Origin of the sequence: Calothrix sp. PCC 6303 (assembly GCF_000317435.1) — a bacterium.
GTDB lineage: Bacteria > Cyanobacteriota > Cyanobacteriia > Cyanobacteriales > Nostocaceae > PCC-6303.
Window position 1 is genome coordinate 3123316 of record NC_019751.1, and the last position, 16689, is coordinate 3140004.

General features: G+C 39.6%; 14 protein-coding genes. 3 read left to right on the plus strand and 11 right to left on the minus strand.

The genetic code is table 11. The annotated features are described in order from the left end of the window. Window positions 1–142: 142 nt before the first annotated feature. The 10 genes from CAL6303_RS12785 to CAL6303_RS12830 form a co-directional block, all read right to left on the minus strand. Window positions 143–1360, minus strand: coding sequence for an ISL3 family transposase (locus CAL6303_RS12785; RefSeq protein WP_015196011.1), 1218 nt, complete (start codon window positions 1358–1360; stop codon window positions 143–145). Window positions 1361–1583: 223 nt separating this feature from the next. Further along, complete coding sequence (locus tag CAL6303_RS12790; RefSeq protein ID WP_015198232.1) at window positions 1584–3230, minus strand: TrbI/VirB10 family protein; 1647 nt, start codon at window positions 3228–3230, stop codon at window positions 1584–1586. Next, window positions 3230–4018, minus strand: coding sequence for a hypothetical protein (locus tag CAL6303_RS12795; RefSeq protein WP_015198233.1), 789 nt, complete (start codon window positions 4016–4018; stop codon window positions 3230–3232). The genes CAL6303_RS12790 and CAL6303_RS12795 overlap by 1 nt, the downstream gene beginning before the upstream one ends. Before the next feature lie 146 nt (window positions 4019–4164). Continuing rightward, window positions 4165–5187: a hypothetical protein gene (locus CAL6303_RS12800; protein WP_015198234.1), complete on the minus strand. Its 1023-nt coding sequence runs from the start codon at window positions 5185–5187 to the stop codon at window positions 4165–4167. Window positions 5188–5203: 16 nt separating this feature from the next. Beyond that, a complete protein-coding gene (locus CAL6303_RS12805) occupies window positions 5204–5917 on the minus strand; it encodes a hypothetical protein (RefSeq protein WP_015198235.1) in 714 nt (237 codons plus the stop codon). Between the two features lie 7 nt (window positions 5918–5924). After that, window positions 5925–8636: a hypothetical protein gene (locus CAL6303_RS12810; protein ID WP_015198236.1), complete on the minus strand. Its 2712-nt coding sequence runs from the start codon at window positions 8634–8636 to the stop codon at window positions 5925–5927. A 12-nt stretch (window positions 8637–8648) separates the two neighbouring features. Further along, the gene (locus CAL6303_RS12815) at window positions 8649–8972 is read right to left on the minus strand and encodes a hypothetical protein (protein ID WP_015198237.1); all 324 of its coding nucleotides are present in this window, start codon (window positions 8970–8972) and stop codon (window positions 8649–8651) included. A 116-nt stretch (window positions 8973–9088) separates the two neighbouring features. Beyond that, window positions 9089–9589 carry a hypothetical protein gene (locus CAL6303_RS12820; RefSeq protein ID WP_321572303.1) on the minus strand — a complete coding sequence of 167 codons (501 nt, stop codon included), beginning with the start codon at window positions 9587–9589 and terminating at the stop codon, window positions 9089–9091. 539 nt (window positions 9590–10128) lie between these two features. Continuing rightward, complete coding sequence (dnaB, locus tag CAL6303_RS12825; protein WP_015198239.1) at window positions 10129–11475, minus strand: replicative DNA helicase; 1347 nt, start codon at window positions 11473–11475, stop codon at window positions 10129–10131. Between the two features lie 416 nt (window positions 11476–11891). Next, on the minus strand, window positions 11892–12425 hold the full coding sequence (locus CAL6303_RS12830; protein ID WP_015198240.1) for a MarR family transcriptional regulator: 534 nt from the start codon (window positions 12423–12425) through the stop codon (window positions 11892–11894). Between the two features lie 1509 nt (window positions 12426–13934). Between CAL6303_RS12830 and CAL6303_RS29230 the strand changes: the two genes are divergently transcribed. The 3 genes from CAL6303_RS29230 to CAL6303_RS12845 all read left to right on the plus strand — a co-directional run bounded on the left by CAL6303_RS29230 (window position 13935) and on the right by CAL6303_RS12845 (window position 15383). Beyond that, on the plus strand, window positions 13935–14198 hold the full coding sequence (locus CAL6303_RS29230; RefSeq protein ID WP_015198241.1) for a hypothetical protein: 264 nt from the start codon (window positions 13935–13937) through the stop codon (window positions 14196–14198). Window positions 14199–14477: 279 nt separating this feature from the next. Further along, on the plus strand, window positions 14478–14945 hold the full coding sequence (locus CAL6303_RS12840) for a GNAT family N-acetyltransferase (RefSeq protein WP_015198242.1): 468 nt from the start codon (window positions 14478–14480) through the stop codon (window positions 14943–14945). 66 nt (window positions 14946–15011) lie between these two features. Beyond that, window positions 15012–15383: a hypothetical protein gene (locus CAL6303_RS12845; protein WP_015198243.1), complete on the plus strand. Its 372-nt coding sequence runs from the start codon at window positions 15012–15014 to the stop codon at window positions 15381–15383. 19 nt (window positions 15384–15402) lie between these two features. On the opposite strand, the gene CAL6303_RS12850 is transcribed toward CAL6303_RS12845, so the two are convergent. Next, window positions 15403–16563, minus strand: coding sequence for a site-specific integrase (locus CAL6303_RS12850; RefSeq protein WP_041739522.1), 1161 nt, complete (start codon window positions 16561–16563; stop codon window positions 15403–15405). Window positions 16564–16689: the final 126 nt, after the last annotated feature.

The window sequence follows — 16689 nt, forward strand, 5'->3', positions numbered from 1 at the left end:
GGGGAAATGCAAACAGGGTATTTCTCCTACCTAAATAGCTTAAATTTTAGACTTATTCCCTTCTACTATCTGCTTTTCAAATCTAATTTATTCTGGCTAACGCCAATAGAGAAATGAAGAATTAAAGGTTCTACCGATCCCCTTATGGAAATTTAACACTAAAGTGCCAAGATAATAAGCAGCGTAATCTAAAATTTGCGAAATTACGGAAACCATATCCTAATCTTTTGACTAGCTTCAACTTATTATTAATTCCTTCTACAGTGCCACTAGTTGTTCTTTGTTCAAAATAACCAACTATATCTCCAAACCATCTAAAAATTGTTCTAATAGTTTTCGGAAAGTATAAACTCGAATCATACATCCAATCTAATAATTTTAGTACCCCATCGCCCCATGATTCAGCAGTGTTAAATATATTTCTGAATTTCTCTTTTAACTCGTGCATTTTTGATAGAGTTGGAGATACATTTTGAACTGCTTTTAGCTTTTCTTTTTGAGTCTCATTTAAAGAATCTTCGTTTTTCAACAAGCTATATTTACTTTTTAATAATCCCGCCAATATTCGATCTCTATCTAATTTATTCTTGAGGGAATTTGCTTCTTTTTTTTGCTGTTTACGCGCTGCATCTAATTCATCATTTACCTGTTTCATTACATGAAATCTATCAATAGTTACTTCTGCATTTGGCATCAACTCTTTGACTAAACTTTTATATGGTTTCCACAAGTCTATACTAACTTCTTCAATTTGCTCTAAAACCTCATTGCCCATACTCTGCAAAGCTTGAGTCATTTCTGATTGACGACGTGACTCAACAATATCAATTGGTTTTCTTCTGTCTAAATCTACCAATACTCCTAAATAATTACCTTGACCTTTAATTAAAGAAATTTCATCTATACCTAGACGCTTTATTTCACTTGTCTCAAAACTGATATCTGATTCTAAAGAATCTAGCATCGATTGAATTTCTGATTCACTTAAATCATTTCTCTCTGCAACACTACGAATGTTACTGTCTAACACTTGTTTCACTATTTCTATTGCAAATCTTTTAGTATATCCTCGTTGTTTATCGACAAAATCTAAATCCTCACTAAATAATTTTTGACAATTTTTGCACCTAAATTGACGACGATCAATTCTTAATATTACTTGCTGATTACTCCATGGCAAGTCTTTAATATTACGCCAATGATGCTGATGTATACTATGACTAGCTTTACCACATCTTGGACATTTAGAAGATTTGGAGTCAACTTGTATTTCTATGATTAATCCTAAGCCTTCAATATCTTGACAATTTAATACTTTTATCCCTGGTAAATTCAGAATTTGCTCTACGGAAAACTTCATAGCGAGCACCGAAAATTTAATTTATGGCTATTTTACTTGTATTCTCTCACAGATTTGGTATATTTAAAAATCCATAAACCTTTATCTAGCTTGAGTTGTAGCTATACATTCTTGTTAAGTTATAGCCATTTTTTCACATCTAAATATATTTTTTTTCATAAGGGGATCGGTAGAACCATAATAGCTATACTTTTCCACTGCCTAATGCCCATTACTACCTCACCTAAAACTGGAAAGTTTTATTGACAAATACATGAACCTCAGTACCCGCTTTGACGAACCAAACATCCTCTCTCCGTTGAATCTCCTGTAATGCTTGTTGATTGCGCTGCAATATCTGTTGGGTTAAGGGTTCAAAACCTCCTTCCAAAACTGCTCCCAAAATATTGGAACGATTTCTTCTAATTGAAGAGAAAGAAGTTGTACCACCGAAACCGCTATTCGTTGAGGTTTGTTCTTCCTTGGGTTGATTGAGAACCTTACCAACTTTTGCTAACGAACCAACCGCAAAGGTTTCCGCATCCCGTGAAGCGATTTCCCCACCTTTATTACCCCAGGAAGAAGCTATTAAAGGTTGACCAGATTTACCCCGAATTGCGATCGCTCCTTCGGGTAATATATATTCATTCCCATCAATTACCGCTCCTGTCGCTTCCAGTTCAACAAATCCTGATTTCTGAATATCTTTGACTTGAACTATTATTTGTGTTGCTTTTGGCAAAATAACCAAAGCTGTCTTGGTAGTTAAAGGTTGAGAAAGCTGAATGATAAATTTATCTTGTTGTGCTTGCTTAGTAGAGTTAACAGCAGCACTATTGGGCTGATTTTTAGTCCAAATTAAAGGTGTCACTAATTTTCCAGAACTAGATGAACCTACTGTTAATTGTTGTGTTTCTGGATTACCAATAATTAAAGCTTCTTCTTCATGAAGTGGTTCAATTTCCAAATCATTAGTTGTGGGAACTATTTGATTTGAATTTGATGTTACTGAAATTAAAGTAGCACTGGGAATACTTGGTGCTTGTTGTTCATTAAGTGTGGTATTAGTCGTATTATTTGGCAGAGATTCAGAATTAGATGCAATTTCAACATTTCCATAACTTCCCAAACTGCTAATTTCCCTCCATTGCTCCATTGGGTTAATATCTTTTTCCTGTTTGGTTAAAGATTTAGACACAGATGCTGGATTTACTTGATTTTTAACTGGTTGATTTCTCGATGTATAAGGAATATTACGAGGGTTGTAGCTAACTCTTTGAGGGATTGAACGTGGTATATGAGCAACTTGATTTCTTGGCACTTCTCTGGGAGTAATTTGAGAAGATACTGGTTTAATACGCTCATTTCTACTTTGAACACTACGTCTGACAATCTGGGTTTTAGGACTTTTAGAACGCTCCACTGATTTGATTTTGTCAGCTTGGGTAGAGAGTGCTAATTCAGCTTTGAGCTTTCCTGTTTCTGTTGCTTGAGAGTTATCAGCAATCTCTAGCTTTGGCTTATCTACTTCCTGGTTAGCAATCGTAGGTGCAATCTTGGGTTTACCCGACATAATACTATTTAAAACCGTTGCAGCAGCACCGAAAACAACAAGCATTACTAAACCCACTGCACCAAATTTGGCGAAGGGATTACCATAAAAAGTTGGCTGGGTTTTACCTAGTTGAGGATCATCAAATAATTCATGAGTAGCAACTGGGTTAGAAGCTAAATTTTGACTATTTATTTCTACTTCTGGTGATTCCTCTGTAGCAAAAGGTTTTGTTGGATTCTGTAATTGATTCCCATTGTTTAAACCAAGTAATTTTGCAAAACTTGATTCATCCCAATTATCATTCAACTCGTGACTTTCAGTTTTCTGCTCTTGCATTATAAATTCTCCTGTGGTAAATCTCGAATTGCATAAATCTCTAACCCACTAGCACGAACTTGATAAATTACTGCTGCTAATCCACTCACATTTGCTGGAGATTCAGGAGCTTCTACTGCTCGAACAAATATCTCTTTATTAAAGGGTATTACTTCCCCTAAATTATTACCCTGGTCAAATATAGTTAGATTGGCAATCATGTTGACTTTCCATTTACCCTCTTCAATTTTTATTGGTGACTGAATTGAAAGTGGGACTAAAACAACTTGGGTTTTACCTTTAAAAACTCCTGGTGGTGTCATGTCAGTCAGCATTTTTAAAAACTCTTTACGAAAATCTTCTGATAATGCGTAAGATGCTTGCCAAGCTCCCGATGTCACTTTATTTCCTCTCAATCCCGGCTCTCCAATACTGATTCCCTCATCAGGTTTGGGTTTTGCACTTTCTTCAACGTTGGTAGGTGGTAAATTTCCCGACCAATTCATCATTAAAGTCATGGTGTTGGAGACAAAATGTGATACTACTTGTGGAGTGCGATCGCTATTTCCCAATGGTGCTACTTTTATTGATTTTCCCGTTTCCAATTGAACCAAGGAAGGTGGTGGCTTTTTATTCAATTGTGAGTAGGAACCGTAGATTAATACAAGAAGGAAAAAGGTAATAAGATGTAATCCAAAAGTACCAACTGTGAATAATGCTAAAGTATCGCCAGTTGAGAATCTTTTAGATGCACGATTTAAAAATTTTAATCGTTTATTTTGAGTAGATTCTGAATTTAGGTCATTCATGCTGTTTGAGTTTATATAAATGCTATTAGTTATTAGCCCTTAGCAATTAGCAAAAAACTTAATACTCTATTATCTGTATAAAATTATGATTCCTATCTAACCAAATGACTTATTAGCTAATCGCTAAACGCTAACCACTAATAGCCTCATTTATTAACCATTTTCGTCACAAAGTTAGAAACACCAAAGCTCGCAATATTGGAAAAGCTTCTAAAAACTGCCATTCCTCCACCTGCGGCTAGAAGTACAGATAAAATTGGAGCTAGAACACCGATTGCAAATGCAAAAATCATCGGGTCGTTGTTATCAGCATTTAAAACCATCGTAGCTACCAAGCCAGAAATAATATTGAAACAAAGCTTTATCATTCCCACTGAAAAGAAACCTGTTAACCATGCAAAAATCGCTTTTGAACCAACGGGAAGTAGGGAACCTCCGACAGCCAAAGGACCAAGCAAAGCGGTTAATAACATGCAGACTTCGATTATCCACTGGAATGCGATCGCAAGTGCAAACAACCAACCTCTCACCGCTAACTGAAAAATGTTGGTGTTGAAAAAATCGCTGATGCTTTTCACCCATTCAGGACGATTATCTTGGTCTAAATCAGCTTCAATCTCCTTTGCTTGTGTGGCAGCATTTTGTAAGCATTCGGCTTGTTGTGTAGGGTCTGCGATCGCATTACATTGATTAACGAGTGACTGAATTGCATCTCCCTTACCTGTTTTGAGCATTATTTGCTGATAGGCTTCTTGGAGTTGGATGGAGGCAGATGTGGAAGCCAAAAGGGTCTGATTTGTTTGGTTAATCACTGTTCTCAATCCTTTTGTCGCAATCGCTAATGGCTGACCATTATTAGCAAGTAGGGCTATTACAACGATTGTCCAGATTAGTTCTGTGAATCCCTTGGAACTGTCCCCATCAATCATTTCTTTCGTCCATTGGACTATGAAAATTAGGAGAGTCCCAACTGCAAAGAAGATACCAAGATTTGCGATCGCACTATATAATCCCCCGCTTAAAACATCATTCCACAATTTATCGATTGATTTAGCAACAGCTTCACTAGCAGCAATACCATCTTCTGTAATTGTCGAAGCAGCTTGTCCAGGGTTCGGCACTTGAGCTTGGGAAAGAACTAGTCCGTATCTCAAAAAATAGTAGAACATACGAGTGCATCTTCAACTAAAATAATCGTGCTTGAGATGCCGTTCTCAAATTATTAAATCCTTGTCCGACTACTTGTTTTTGTTGTGCTTGATTTTGTCCATCTAAAGAGCGAGAAATATTAGTTAAATTCAAGTTAGCTAAGTCCTGAGATTGCTTTGATTTCAAACCATCAGTTCTCATCGCTCCTAGAATCCCTGCTATTTGAGTGTTTTGTTGAGCCATACGTTTCATCACGTTCTGCGTCACAACTTCATCCTGGGCGGCTTCTCCAGAGTTTTCAACTTGTTCGATAGAAGTTTGGGTTTTTTCAACTTGCTGTTTCGTAATTTGTTGACCTTGTTTACTCAAAGTGCTATCAGAATAAGCACGGGTAATTTGACGGTCAACTTCATTTGTTGCTTTATCAACACTATTAATTGCACTATTATTTGAAGCTACAATCTCCTCAATTTTTCCCCTTACTTCTGTTGCATCAGGTAAACCCAATGCACCAACTGACTCATTCACTGCTGCTTGTAAATCTCCCTGCAATGAATCAGACAAATCTCCTAATTTACGAGAGATTGTTGAGGAAATATATTTGTTTATCGAGCCTAATTGCTCTTGCCACTGGTCAAATACTTTTGTAATGGGATTTGATATCTCTAATGCCGATGCGCTGGAAATACTTACTGTCGAGATTACACCCATACCAACTATAGCAACTACTAATTTGTTTGGTTTCTTCATATCTCAATCATTCGCTTCCTATTAATTGCTTAGAAAATTCTGCAATCGCCATAAATTTATCTGAATATTTGAGTAATGCTTGTGTTCTCCTTTCTTGCTCTGACGGATTATTTGCCACTACTGCGAGTAAATTAAACGGCGGATAGTAACGACAGAAAGTAAATACTCCGTTATCATCCAACAACCATTGTGAGTAAAAGCCCTCCTTTTTAGGAAAGAAACTTTCTGTAGCATTGCGAGAAATAATCTCTTGAGGATATTTCAAAATATTCTCAAAGCTATCAATAGCAGTGGGTTGAATTCGCCCAATTAACCGAGTGGTTAAATTCTGGAAGATCTTAGAACCAGATGGAGATTTTGCGATTGTATCGGGGTCTTGGGCGGATAGAATTACCCTGATACCAGCTTTTGCACCATTAGCACAAAGCCTACCAACCAAAGACGCGATCGCATCAAATTCAAACAAAATTGGGCTTTCATCAATAAAAAAGATGCTTGCTGGAGATGCTAATGCTCGTCGTAATGCCGCGCTGTAAGCACTCAAACTCAAAATTGCTGCATCTTCATCGTTGGACAGGTTACGCAGTGCAAAGATTAAAAGTTGGGCATCGCTGCGGAAGGTAGAAGGTTGTGCTAAGGCTTGTCCAACCCGACTAGAAAGCCAGAATCTTAACCTTAACCGAATAGTTTCTAAAGCAGCTTTAGTATCTCCAGTGAGGGAATCCAACCGCAAACGTTCGTGGGAGCAAAAACCTAGAAAGTCATGCAATGTCGGCATTACAGACCATTCGTCTGAGCCAAAGCCGTTAATATATGCAGCCGCATAGCGATCGCGTATTAATTCATCTCCAAAAAATGCTTTCAAAGCCAAAGCAATAAGCGAACGCACGTTATCTGTCAGCACCTGAGATTCACCCCGACGATTCCCCGAAACCATTGCGAGAATTGCATTTGCAAGAAAATCTTTGTAATCTTCAAACCTTTCCTGCTGCAACTTTGGTGGTAAATCCCGTAAATTTGGTAACTCAAACAAATTGCTAGACTCCTTACCGATGTCAAAATACGCACCATCTGCTCCCATGAATTGGGTGTAGTCAGTAAAAGTGCTAGTTCCATCGGGTTTTGGGTAATCCATTGCTACCACTGGCATCCCATGAGCTAATGCCTGAGTAAGAATTCCAGATGCCAGAACACTTTTACCTGCGCGAGTTGTGGCAAATAGTCCGAGGTTTTTATGCTCCTTGTACAAATCGAGAAATACTGGTGTTCCTCCTTCTTCTGCAATTAACTCGAAACCGTTACTATCCCCAGCTTTAGTTCTTACCAAGGGCATTAATCCTGGAACTTCACCGCTCAAATACAGCAACCTTCGATTAAAAGGTGCAGTCATCAAGCGTTCCCAAACTATTGGTAAAGTTTGTAACCAAATGCGCCAGGGATATTCGGTTTCTCTAACAACCCAAGCTGGACGCAGAAAGCAGGATTGTAAGTAACGGCAAGCTTCGTCTAATTGTTCGCGGGTTTTGCGGTATACCAAAAACACCGTTGCAACATGAATTGGAACAGCACCTTCATAAAGTTCTTCTTGTGCGGCAACAGACTTTTTGATGTTGAGTAGTGATTTTACGTCAACTGAGTTTTTATTCTGTGCAAGTGTAGCTGATGTGTTTGCTTGTTTGGTCAAACGCTGCATATTAGTTTTTACCAACGTTTCCGAAGCTCGCATCAACTGACAGTAAATCTCGGTGTCGTAAACCCTTTCTCTTGATAAAACCTCCCATAAATAATGCATTTGTCGTTCTTTATCTGCCCAACCACCGGGTTTCTCCACGAAGGTGAGGGCTGCAATGTATTTTTCTTGGAGATGCACCCATCGTCTATCTGCGATGGGGATGGAAGACTCGGATTCCATGAGAAAAGATGTGGGGGCAACATCTGAATAAATTTCCTCTCGTAGTCCGTTGTCGTCGAGAATTAAGAGTTGGGGAATTGGACGGGGTGGTGTGTTGTTAAATCGCTGCCATAGTTGTTCCCAGAGCGTATCTGCATTTATTGGGCGGATATCTAGCCCCATTTTGTTTGATAAAAGTTGTTCCCATAGTTGGAATCCATCGGTAAAGGATGCGTGTAATAGTCTTTCGATAGCGATGAATTGGAGTTCGTTGATTTCTCCTGTGAATGATTTCCACGAACGTTCTAATTTCGAGAGGATTTTTTCAATAGCATCACTTGTGCCAGTGCTATTGGTTTCAACGGTATAAGTGCAATAAAGACGTAGTTTTTTTGGTTTGCGAACTCCTTGGTTTGTGAGTTGTTGTGTTCTACAGCGTTCTCCCATTAAGAGATATTGCAGTTCTTTGTTAGGGGCAATATCGCTTAAATTCTGAAGTTGTTGCTGTCGTGATGTGTCGTTGGTAAACGAACTAAGATGGATTGTTAAACGTTCGCCGTCGGGTAAATCTTTTAAACCTGATTCAATTGCATCAAACACAGGGTCAATTTGTTCGTTGCGTAATGTGGAATGAATACCTGGAGATTCAAATCCAAATTGAATCAGGAAATTATCAACTCCTTTGCGTAGGAGATAAGCACCAACTGAACGTCCTTGGAGATTTATTTGCAGCATTGTAAAAGGAGCAAATGCATCTTCAATAGGTATTAGGGAAACTTTATTCCCACCATTATCAATAATTCGTTTACCAACTTTTTGATTTGACACTCACACAACAACCTACATTTTTTTGACTTTGCTTCCTTTTTTTGAATCTATAACTGGCTGGTACAAACATCGAATACGTGTCCAACTAGGGGTAGCAACAAATTTAGATAAAATACGCCAACTACCATTAGCTGTAAGAATCCACCATGTTGCTATTCCCCAAGCTGCGACTGCACAAGTCCAAACCCAATTAAGCCTAAATAAACCATGTATCAAGTAGTAAGAAAGTCCACAAATTATTGCCCAAGGAATTAATTGATCTGCGGGGAATGGTCCGATGTTTGCTTGTTTCCCAAGAGTCGCATTAACTTTACGGTACTTTGATTTTTCCTCCATATTTTTATTAGTGAGTAGCGAGTGGCGAGTAGTGAGTAGTGCAGAGGCATAGCGGCTTGTGGTGAGTAGAATTAACCTCAAATATTTCCCTCTACTCGCTACTCACTATTCACTATTCACCCTCCTCCTCCCCCTCCTCCTCCTCCAATAATCAAATTTGCCAGAATATCACCCATCGTTACTGCAATCAAAATAATCATTGGTGTTCGGGCTAAATTTTGCCAATCTTCATCCTGCCTTGCCGCTTGAACAACCCGTACTAAAGAAATTCCCAAGTACAATATGAATAATCCTCTTAGTACATTAAACGATAAAGTAATTGCTGTATCTGCACCTGTAAATTGTGATGTCATCCAAGTTTCTGCATTTTGAAAAAATTGTGCTTGTACTGGAGTGGAAAGAGCATCTAAGAGTAGGAATGTGCCGAAAAGTGTGAATGCCGATGAAGTTATTTTGTACCTTTGTGAAAAGTTAGCGATGGTGTTGAAGAAACCGTCCAACTCGCGTCGAAAAAATATTGCGTTCACTCCCAATGTTGAAATAGCCAATGTTGTGATTCCAATCAAACTGGGGTTAATAACTACATCTAGGATTGTTGTGGTAGTTGCTATCAGCATTAATTGAGATGAACGGGGGTTATTTCCTTGACCGAAGAGGCAGGGGGAAAAGGAGCAGGGAGCGGGGGGAGCAAGCCCTGCCCTTACAGGGTGTTCTTGCTGGGTCAGAGTACAAGCTCCGTTCCAGTTTTCCCCCTTGCTCCCTGCCCCCTGCCCCTTTTCCTCTTCTTGGCGCGAGTGGGAATATAAAGACGGTTTCGAGTGCATAGGAATCAAAACAAAGTTTTCTTGCCTCCCAAATTAACCCCCAAGCTATTGAACTTTCATCAACCAATTGTTAGATATCTAACTCTTATTTTTCTCTAATGAAAGTATTTTAAAAACAGGTTTGATTCATTACTAAATATATGTGTGTAAACACTGCATTTTCAGTTATGGAAGTGTTGATAAATAGAAAATATTCCATAACTTATGTATTTTTTAGTAATTCATCAGTAAAAATATCACAATGCATTTTGTGTAGTATACATACAAATATTTGCCATTAGAAAAGGCAGCAGAAAACAGATTTCTCTGCTCCCTGCTCCCCTGCTTCTTTTTCAACGTTGGGCATTTCTAATAATTCCGTAAGCAGAATCAAACAAAACTGATGCGGTTCCTGTTTTACCGTGGCGTGCTTTAGCGACGATGAGTTCTAAAATTCCCTTATCGACTGTCTCCCGGTCATAATATTCATCGCGGTAGGCAAGAATGATATTGTCTGCAACCATCTCCAAAATCCCCGATTGCGATAAGTCGCTCATCATGGGACGTTTGTTGTTTCTTCCTTCCACTCCCCTGGAAATCTGGGACAGTGCTAATATTGGAACCTCCAAGTCGCCTGCCAGTTTGTACAATCCTCGTGCCACATCACCGAGTTCGTAACTACGATTTCCCTTAGTGTCGGGAGCCATCATTTGCAGATAATCAACTATCACCAGTCCTAATTTCCCTTCTCTGGCTTGAATTTGACGACATTCTGAAGCAATTCCGGTAACTGTTATTCCCCGACTGTCGTTGATATATAGTGGTAATTCGCTGGAAATATTGGCAATTTTGACAATGCTGGTAAATTCACATTCAGACAGTGGATTGTAACCTGAACGGTGGCGACGAATTCTGTCGCTTTTCAATGGTCTAATTTGGATTGGTTCGTATTCTTTGTTGATGCTAATTGCGCTCCACAATCGATATTCTAGCTGCATTTTCGTCATTTCGAGAGAGAAAATAGCTACTGGCAAGTTGTGATTCTGTATCATCCCCAATGCTAGATTCATGGCAATCATCGACTTCCCCATTGATGGGCGACCTGCAATAATTGTCAGTGTACCTGGTTCAAATCCAATGATGAGTTTGTCGAGTTCTTGAAATCCCGTTGGATAAATCGGTTTGTTGGATGCTAAGTTGGTGTAAGCTTCAGAAGCGATGAGGCTATTGTGTTCGGTGTTTGGACGAAATTCTTGATTTGAGACTTGGTATAGTTTTTGCTGGGAAGCTTCAATAATTTCAGGTAAATCTGTTTCTATTTGGTAAGCTAATTGGTTGATTTCGCTGCTAACTCCAATTAATCTGCGTCGAATGTATTTATCCATTACCAATTCTGCTAGTGCATCAATATTTATGGCAGATACTGTGTGATGGAGCAATGATACCAGTTTATTTCTGCCACCAATTTTGATGAGTAAGTTGGCATCGTGAAGCCAATCAATGACTGTGAGTAAATCGGTTGGTTTTCCTTGATGGTGTAGTCGTAGTAGGATTTGGTAAATTTCTTTGTGGGAAGAAGCGTAAAATGCATCGGGTACGAGATATTCGCACACCCGACTGATGGCGATGGGATCTAGTAAAATCCCTCCGAGTATTGCTTCTTCGGCTTCAATGTTTGCTGGGGGTAATTTGTCTATCATGTTGCTCAATTAGTTTCTGTTACAAGAAGAAAGGCAGGAGGCAGAAGGTTTTAGAAAATAATTCTTCCAGGCAGCTTTGCGGGGTCAGATGACTCGGCAAACGTGCCGCTCTGCCAAAATGGTTTAAAGTCCCGTTCTGATTTCGGCGTGAGCGCTCCGCTCACGAAACGTCTAAATTTATCTATGGGGATTCATTCCCTCCTGCCTCCTTCAATTATTTCTTCTGCAAGTCTTTCTTTGGTTCGCAGTTCTTCTTGCCATTGTTCAAATGCGTTGTGATATTCGCTTTGCTTGGGTTGTTTTGCTCTGCTGTCTACAAAGCTTTGATAGTAGACTTCCCAGCGATTTTGTCCAGCTTTGTTTTTGTGAGCTAGCCATGCTTCTAGGTCATTTATTTCTTGCCGAAGATTCTTCGTCTATTCTTGGCAATAATTCAAAAAATTCCCGCGCTCGTTATCTGAGAGAGTATTTATAAAATCTATATAGATCTTAGAGGGGCTGAAATCTTTATCTAGCAAGCCTTCTGACGACTGAATGTTTCCTATAAGAAACTGGTGTTTCCTAGAGGAAACCGAAGTTTCCTCCAGGAAATCTGAGTTTCCTATAGTCCACTCATGTTTCTCATCAGAAACTATATTTCTATTTGGCAATTGTTCCTCACTATTTTTAGTTGGTCTAATTTTAATTTTTACCCGCACAAGTTCAAGATCTATCTCACCCACTTGTTCTAACTTTTTGAGTGCTTTGGATACTGCACCTTTGGATAATCTCAAATCGGATGCCATCTGAGTCACGCTATATTCGTGTTTGCAGTTTTGAAATGGATCGAGTGAGCGAATGTAATACAGAACTTTGATTTCTGAACCTGTTAAATCTTTCACGGTTTTTAACCACTCGCTGTGGGTTAATTGGTAAAACAGCGAAGGTTTTTCGGCTTTTATTTGAGTCATTCTTAGGACTTCTTCTAAGTGAGGTGGAAAATTTCAAAAGTGATGTGATACGGATATTTTTGACTAGTACAAGACGGCGTAAATAGCGCAAAGTTGAGCCACTGCGTTGCGGGGGTTCCCCCCGCACGGGGCTGCTCTTCGCCAAACTTTGTAAGAGAAGCAGACCATTATTAAACCCTGAAAAGCTCAGTAATAATCAGCTTTCCCCTACTGCCTACTGCCTACTGCCTACTCACTACTGCCTTCATGTACTAGGAACTAGAAAGTTAGCCCACTAATTTCTTGGTGAACTGGATTTGGAGGTTGGTGAGTTCTTTAGTTGGCTATCTCAAATCCCGAAGGATTTTCAGGATAATTTTTGGCTCAAAATTCGCAATGAAGAACCCTCATGGAGAAGAAAAGTATTTTCCGCAAGTCACAGCGATGTTGGAAAAATTCTCATTCTTCTTAATTGAGCGATGGGCAAGGCAAGTAGTGCTAATACGGGTAAGTTAGCTTCTTAGTTTGCTAGTCTTGGCGCAGGAATAGATATTGAGTTTTTAGCGATTCTTTCTGTCACTCTTGATACTCATCCAAAAATATTGACTGCATCCCATTCAAAACAAATCATCCTAAAGGAATAAATATTTGTCAACTATTTATAACTATGGCATGAGAAGGATTTATAAATCCAGCTAAAATTCAGTGTTTAGATATTAGCTATGCCTTTAGATACCTGAGTTATTCAGTGTAGAATAATGTGCTATTGATGTATTCCTTGACTGAACTATTTATCAGAAATATTAGTGTTCATGTTGGCTACGTATAAAATCACAGAATATCTATCAAATAAAATACAGCTTGATTTTAGATGTATTTTATTTGGTAGAATAAAAATTGCCAAAAATATCTAACAAGAGTATAAGTAGTTCAAGGGAATACAAATGTTTTATTTGCACTGTTGGGGAAATTGGGGCAAATCAGTAATCAGTTGTATTTAGAGTCGTATTTTTCTAGTTTTTGTGGTGTTAAAACTGGAAGATTTTAGGCTTTGAAAATTACACAAAATCATAGTGAATGCAAGTTTCGCTCAAAAGTATTTGATAAATTCGGCGTTACTGTATAGCTTGATGGCATCCAAGAAAAGCGTAGCTTGGCGTATGAGTCCTATGTCGTCAAGAAGAGGAAAAGGGGCAGTTCTTGCTGGGAGCAAGGGGGAAAACTGGAACGGAGCGTATGCCATCCGACAAGCGCAAGAACGCTCTGTAAGGGCGGGGCTTGTACCCATGTTCCACTCCGCACTCGCGTTAGGGGAAAGGGCTTGCTCCCCCCGCTAGAAAGCTCATGAATTCCCCCTGCCTCTTCGGTCACGCAAGCTATAGCCATATTATGGGATAACTTTGCTCCTATTTGGAACGAGCTTATCTAGCTTTTAGCCGTCAGTTAATCTGGCATTGCACAAATGCCAGAAATTCAATATGAGATATCTAATGCAAACTACCTGTTTGTTGTATTTAGGAATTTTCCAAAATGTTTCAGTTTGCAAGTAAGTATCTGGCTTCAAAGAGCCTAAACCTTAGCCATTCTACGCTCAAGAAATATCGGCTTGATGGAACATGGATTGAGGGAACCCATTGGGTACGAGTCAATAATCGCTGTATTCTTTACAATCTCGACTTGATTCAGGATTGGTTGCACAATCGTCATGATCCAGTTGCTCATCACCGGGCGATTGATACATATCACGCTAATTTGGTGAGTAATCAGAAGCGTAATAATCGGATTAGAACTTAGGTAAATGCAGCAATTTGCGATTTTATAATCAGTAAATAGTCGTAATTGATGACGCTTAAGGGTTCTGCTATTTTGGTAAATGCATACTCTCCTGGCTGGATGCAAACTGATATCGGCGGCTCGAAGGAGCCGAAACTGCTCTATATCTGGCAACACTTCCAGATGGTGACTCACAGGGTAAGTTTTTTGCGGAGATGCGGAAGTTCGGGGGTGCAGTGGCGCTATCTTGGTAATGGATTAAACCCAAGATACAAAAATTTGATTCTATAGGGAGTTGGTATGATTAGAGCAATCGCACCCGATGATATTAATGCATTGCTGGCTTTAGCCGAGGTAACTGGCTTATTTCAACCAGAGGAAATTGGGGAACTAGCTCACATGCTGGCTGCTCACTTCGATGATGCAACCGATAGTTCTGGAATTTGGCTTACCGATGATGATAACGGTCTGGTGGGGGTTGCGTATTTTGCACCGGAACGGATGACACTTGGGACGTGGAATCTTTACCTGATTGCCGTCCATCCCAATTATCAGAGACAGGGAAGAGGTGCGGCACTGCTAGCTCACATTGAACTCAGGTTGGCGGAGCGGGGTGAGCGGATGTTGCTTGTGGAAACCTCCGGGTTGGAGAGTTTTGAGTACGTTCGAGATTTTTATCGCCAGAACGGTTATGAGGAGGAAGCACGAATTCGGGAGTTTTACAAACCGGGTGATGACAAGATTGTTTTCCGTAAAGTCTTGGTTTGATTTGTATAAAATAGTTAGGCTTCTCATCAAAACTGTTGTCCTTTCCTTTTCATTGCGGATTAACTTATGAAAGTGCGACTGTTCATCGTGTTTACATTTGGAGTCGTACTTGGCTGTATTGGGGCGATTTCATACATTAGGATTAGCGAACCTGCGCCAGCGATTGCTTTTATTGGTAAAGTGCAGTTGGATACTGCATCATATAAAGATATCCGTTTGAACAATGCTATGTTTATCGAGAACCCAGGAGCGCCAGATGGACGGGTGTATCTGCGGTTTACAGATGACAAAATCATGAACGATACGGTTGGGAAACAGGTTCAGGTAAGCGGACAACTCAAGTCTGTGAAACTTGAGAAAGGTCATTTTATTACTGAACTCACAGTAATTAATGTTGATCGGGTTGATGAAAATTTACCAGCGACAAGACAACCGTAGACTTTCGGCTTTCCCAAACTCAAAAATCCGGCACAACAATCTCTCGGCTATACCCCACATAATGCCGATAAATAACCTCCGGTGAGTTCCCCACCAATTTCGCCACATCCTTTACATCCATTCCATTCCTCAAAGCCAGGGTAATAAATGTATGCCGTGTCTGATATAGCTTGCGATATTCAATCCCATCCAAGTTTTCTAAAATCGCTTTCCAGCCTCGGTTGGTCAAATTGTGAACATCGATCCACATTCCTTCCTTGGAGGGAAACACTTTATCCTCATCCTCTATACCTGCGAGTTTTATCGATTTCAATAATTCTCCCAGACTCTTATTGATGGGAAAACTCCGCTTTTTCTGAGTCTTCAAACCCCTCTTACAAACTAACCCTGACTCTGATACCACCACCGCTTGCTCGAACCGAATAAAGCGAAAATCCTTAGAGATATGCTGCCACTGTAAAGCTATAGCTTCAGATGGTCTACAACCAGTCATGAACAAAAACTCAATCAACGATGCATAGTCTTTGTAATAACGGTTTTGTTTGAATGCTTTGATAATGCGATCGCGTTCTTCCTGAGTAAACGCATTAATGTCCGTCTCTTCCTTTTCACCCTTGGGTATTTTGATATCCCCTGCCATATCCTCAAACGGATTTTTTTCGATTAAGTTAGATTTAACACCCCAATCGCAGCAAGCCGAAATTTGAGTCAAAATCCGCTTGCAGGTATTCGGGGTTTTGTTGGCTATTAACCAATCTCTGATTACGATTGCATCGTTTACCGATTTCACCGGGAGTTCGATATCGAGACAGCGTGAGATTCTCTTAATATCCTTAGCCAAGGTGCTGGGGGATAAACTACTGCGCTTAAATTCGACATAACTTTCCCATAAATCCGCCAAAGATGTAGCCACAATTGGTGTAATTGATGGTGTAACCTTAGCCAGCAAAGCTTCCGGCTTATATTTGGTTAAAGTGGGGTCGAAATTCCCCGACATAATATCCAACTCAATTTGTCTAGCTTTCATTTCAGCCACCTTACGATTGGCAACGCTGTCGGTAAAACCCGTCGAAAGGTAATAGCGCTTCCCTGCAATGCGAAAAACGAGTTGCAGACGGTCATTTGAGATTTTAATTTGGACAGTTCCTTTAGAAGATTTTTGAGGGGTTGGCTTAGACATGGAAAAAAGTACGCTCAAATTTACCCCCAATTTACCCCCAAAATTTTTCCAAACATGCCCAAATATGTCCAACGTGGAATCTATTTTCACAACAATAAATCCACCATCAATGGCTGGAATGGGGTT

What these genes read in the sequence shown, in the direction of transcription:
- CAL6303_RS12785 (WP_015196011.1), bottom strand. Translation starts at nt 1,360, where the DNA reads ATGAAGTTTTCCGTAGAGCAAATTCTGAATTTACCAGGGATAAAAGTA.
- CAL6303_RS12790 (WP_015198232.1), bottom strand. Translation starts at nt 3,230, where the DNA reads ATGCAAGAGCAGAAAACTGAAAGTCACGAGTTGAATGATAATTGGGAT.
- CAL6303_RS12795 (WP_015198233.1), bottom strand. Translation starts at nt 4,018, where the DNA reads ATGAATGACCTAAATTCAGAATCTACTCAAAATAAACGATTAAAATTT.
- CAL6303_RS12800 (WP_015198234.1), bottom strand. Translation starts at nt 5,187, where the DNA reads ATGTTCTACTATTTTTTGAGATACGGACTAGTTCTTTCCCAAGCTCAA.
- CAL6303_RS12805 (WP_015198235.1), bottom strand. Translation starts at nt 5,917, where the DNA reads ATGAAGAAACCAAACAAATTAGTAGTTGCTATAGTTGGTATGGGTGTA.
- CAL6303_RS12815 (WP_015198237.1), bottom strand. Translation starts at nt 8,972, where the DNA reads ATGGAGGAAAAATCAAAGTACCGTAAAGTTAATGCGACTCTTGGGAAA.
- CAL6303_RS12820 (WP_321572303.1), bottom strand. Translation starts at nt 9,589, where the DNA reads ATGCTGATAGCAACTACCACAACAATCCTAGATGTAGTTATTAACCCC.
- dnaB (WP_015198239.1), bottom strand. Translation starts at nt 11,475, where the DNA reads ATGATAGACAAATTACCCCCAGCAAACATTGAAGCCGAAGAAGCAATA.
- CAL6303_RS12830 (WP_015198240.1), bottom strand. Translation starts at nt 12,425, where the DNA reads ATGACTCAAATAAAAGCCGAAAAACCTTCGCTGTTTTACCAATTAACC.
- CAL6303_RS29230 (WP_015198241.1), top strand. Translation starts at nt 13,935, where the DNA reads ATGTTTCAGTTTGCAAGTAAGTATCTGGCTTCAAAGAGCCTAAACCTT.
- CAL6303_RS12840 (WP_015198242.1), top strand. Translation starts at nt 14,478, where the DNA reads ATGATTAGAGCAATCGCACCCGATGATATTAATGCATTGCTGGCTTTA.
- CAL6303_RS12845 (WP_015198243.1), top strand. Translation starts at nt 15,012, where the DNA reads ATGAAAGTGCGACTGTTCATCGTGTTTACATTTGGAGTCGTACTTGGC.
- CAL6303_RS12850 (WP_041739522.1), bottom strand. Translation starts at nt 16,563, where the DNA reads ATGTCTAAGCCAACCCCTCAAAAATCTTCTAAAGGAACTGTCCAAATT.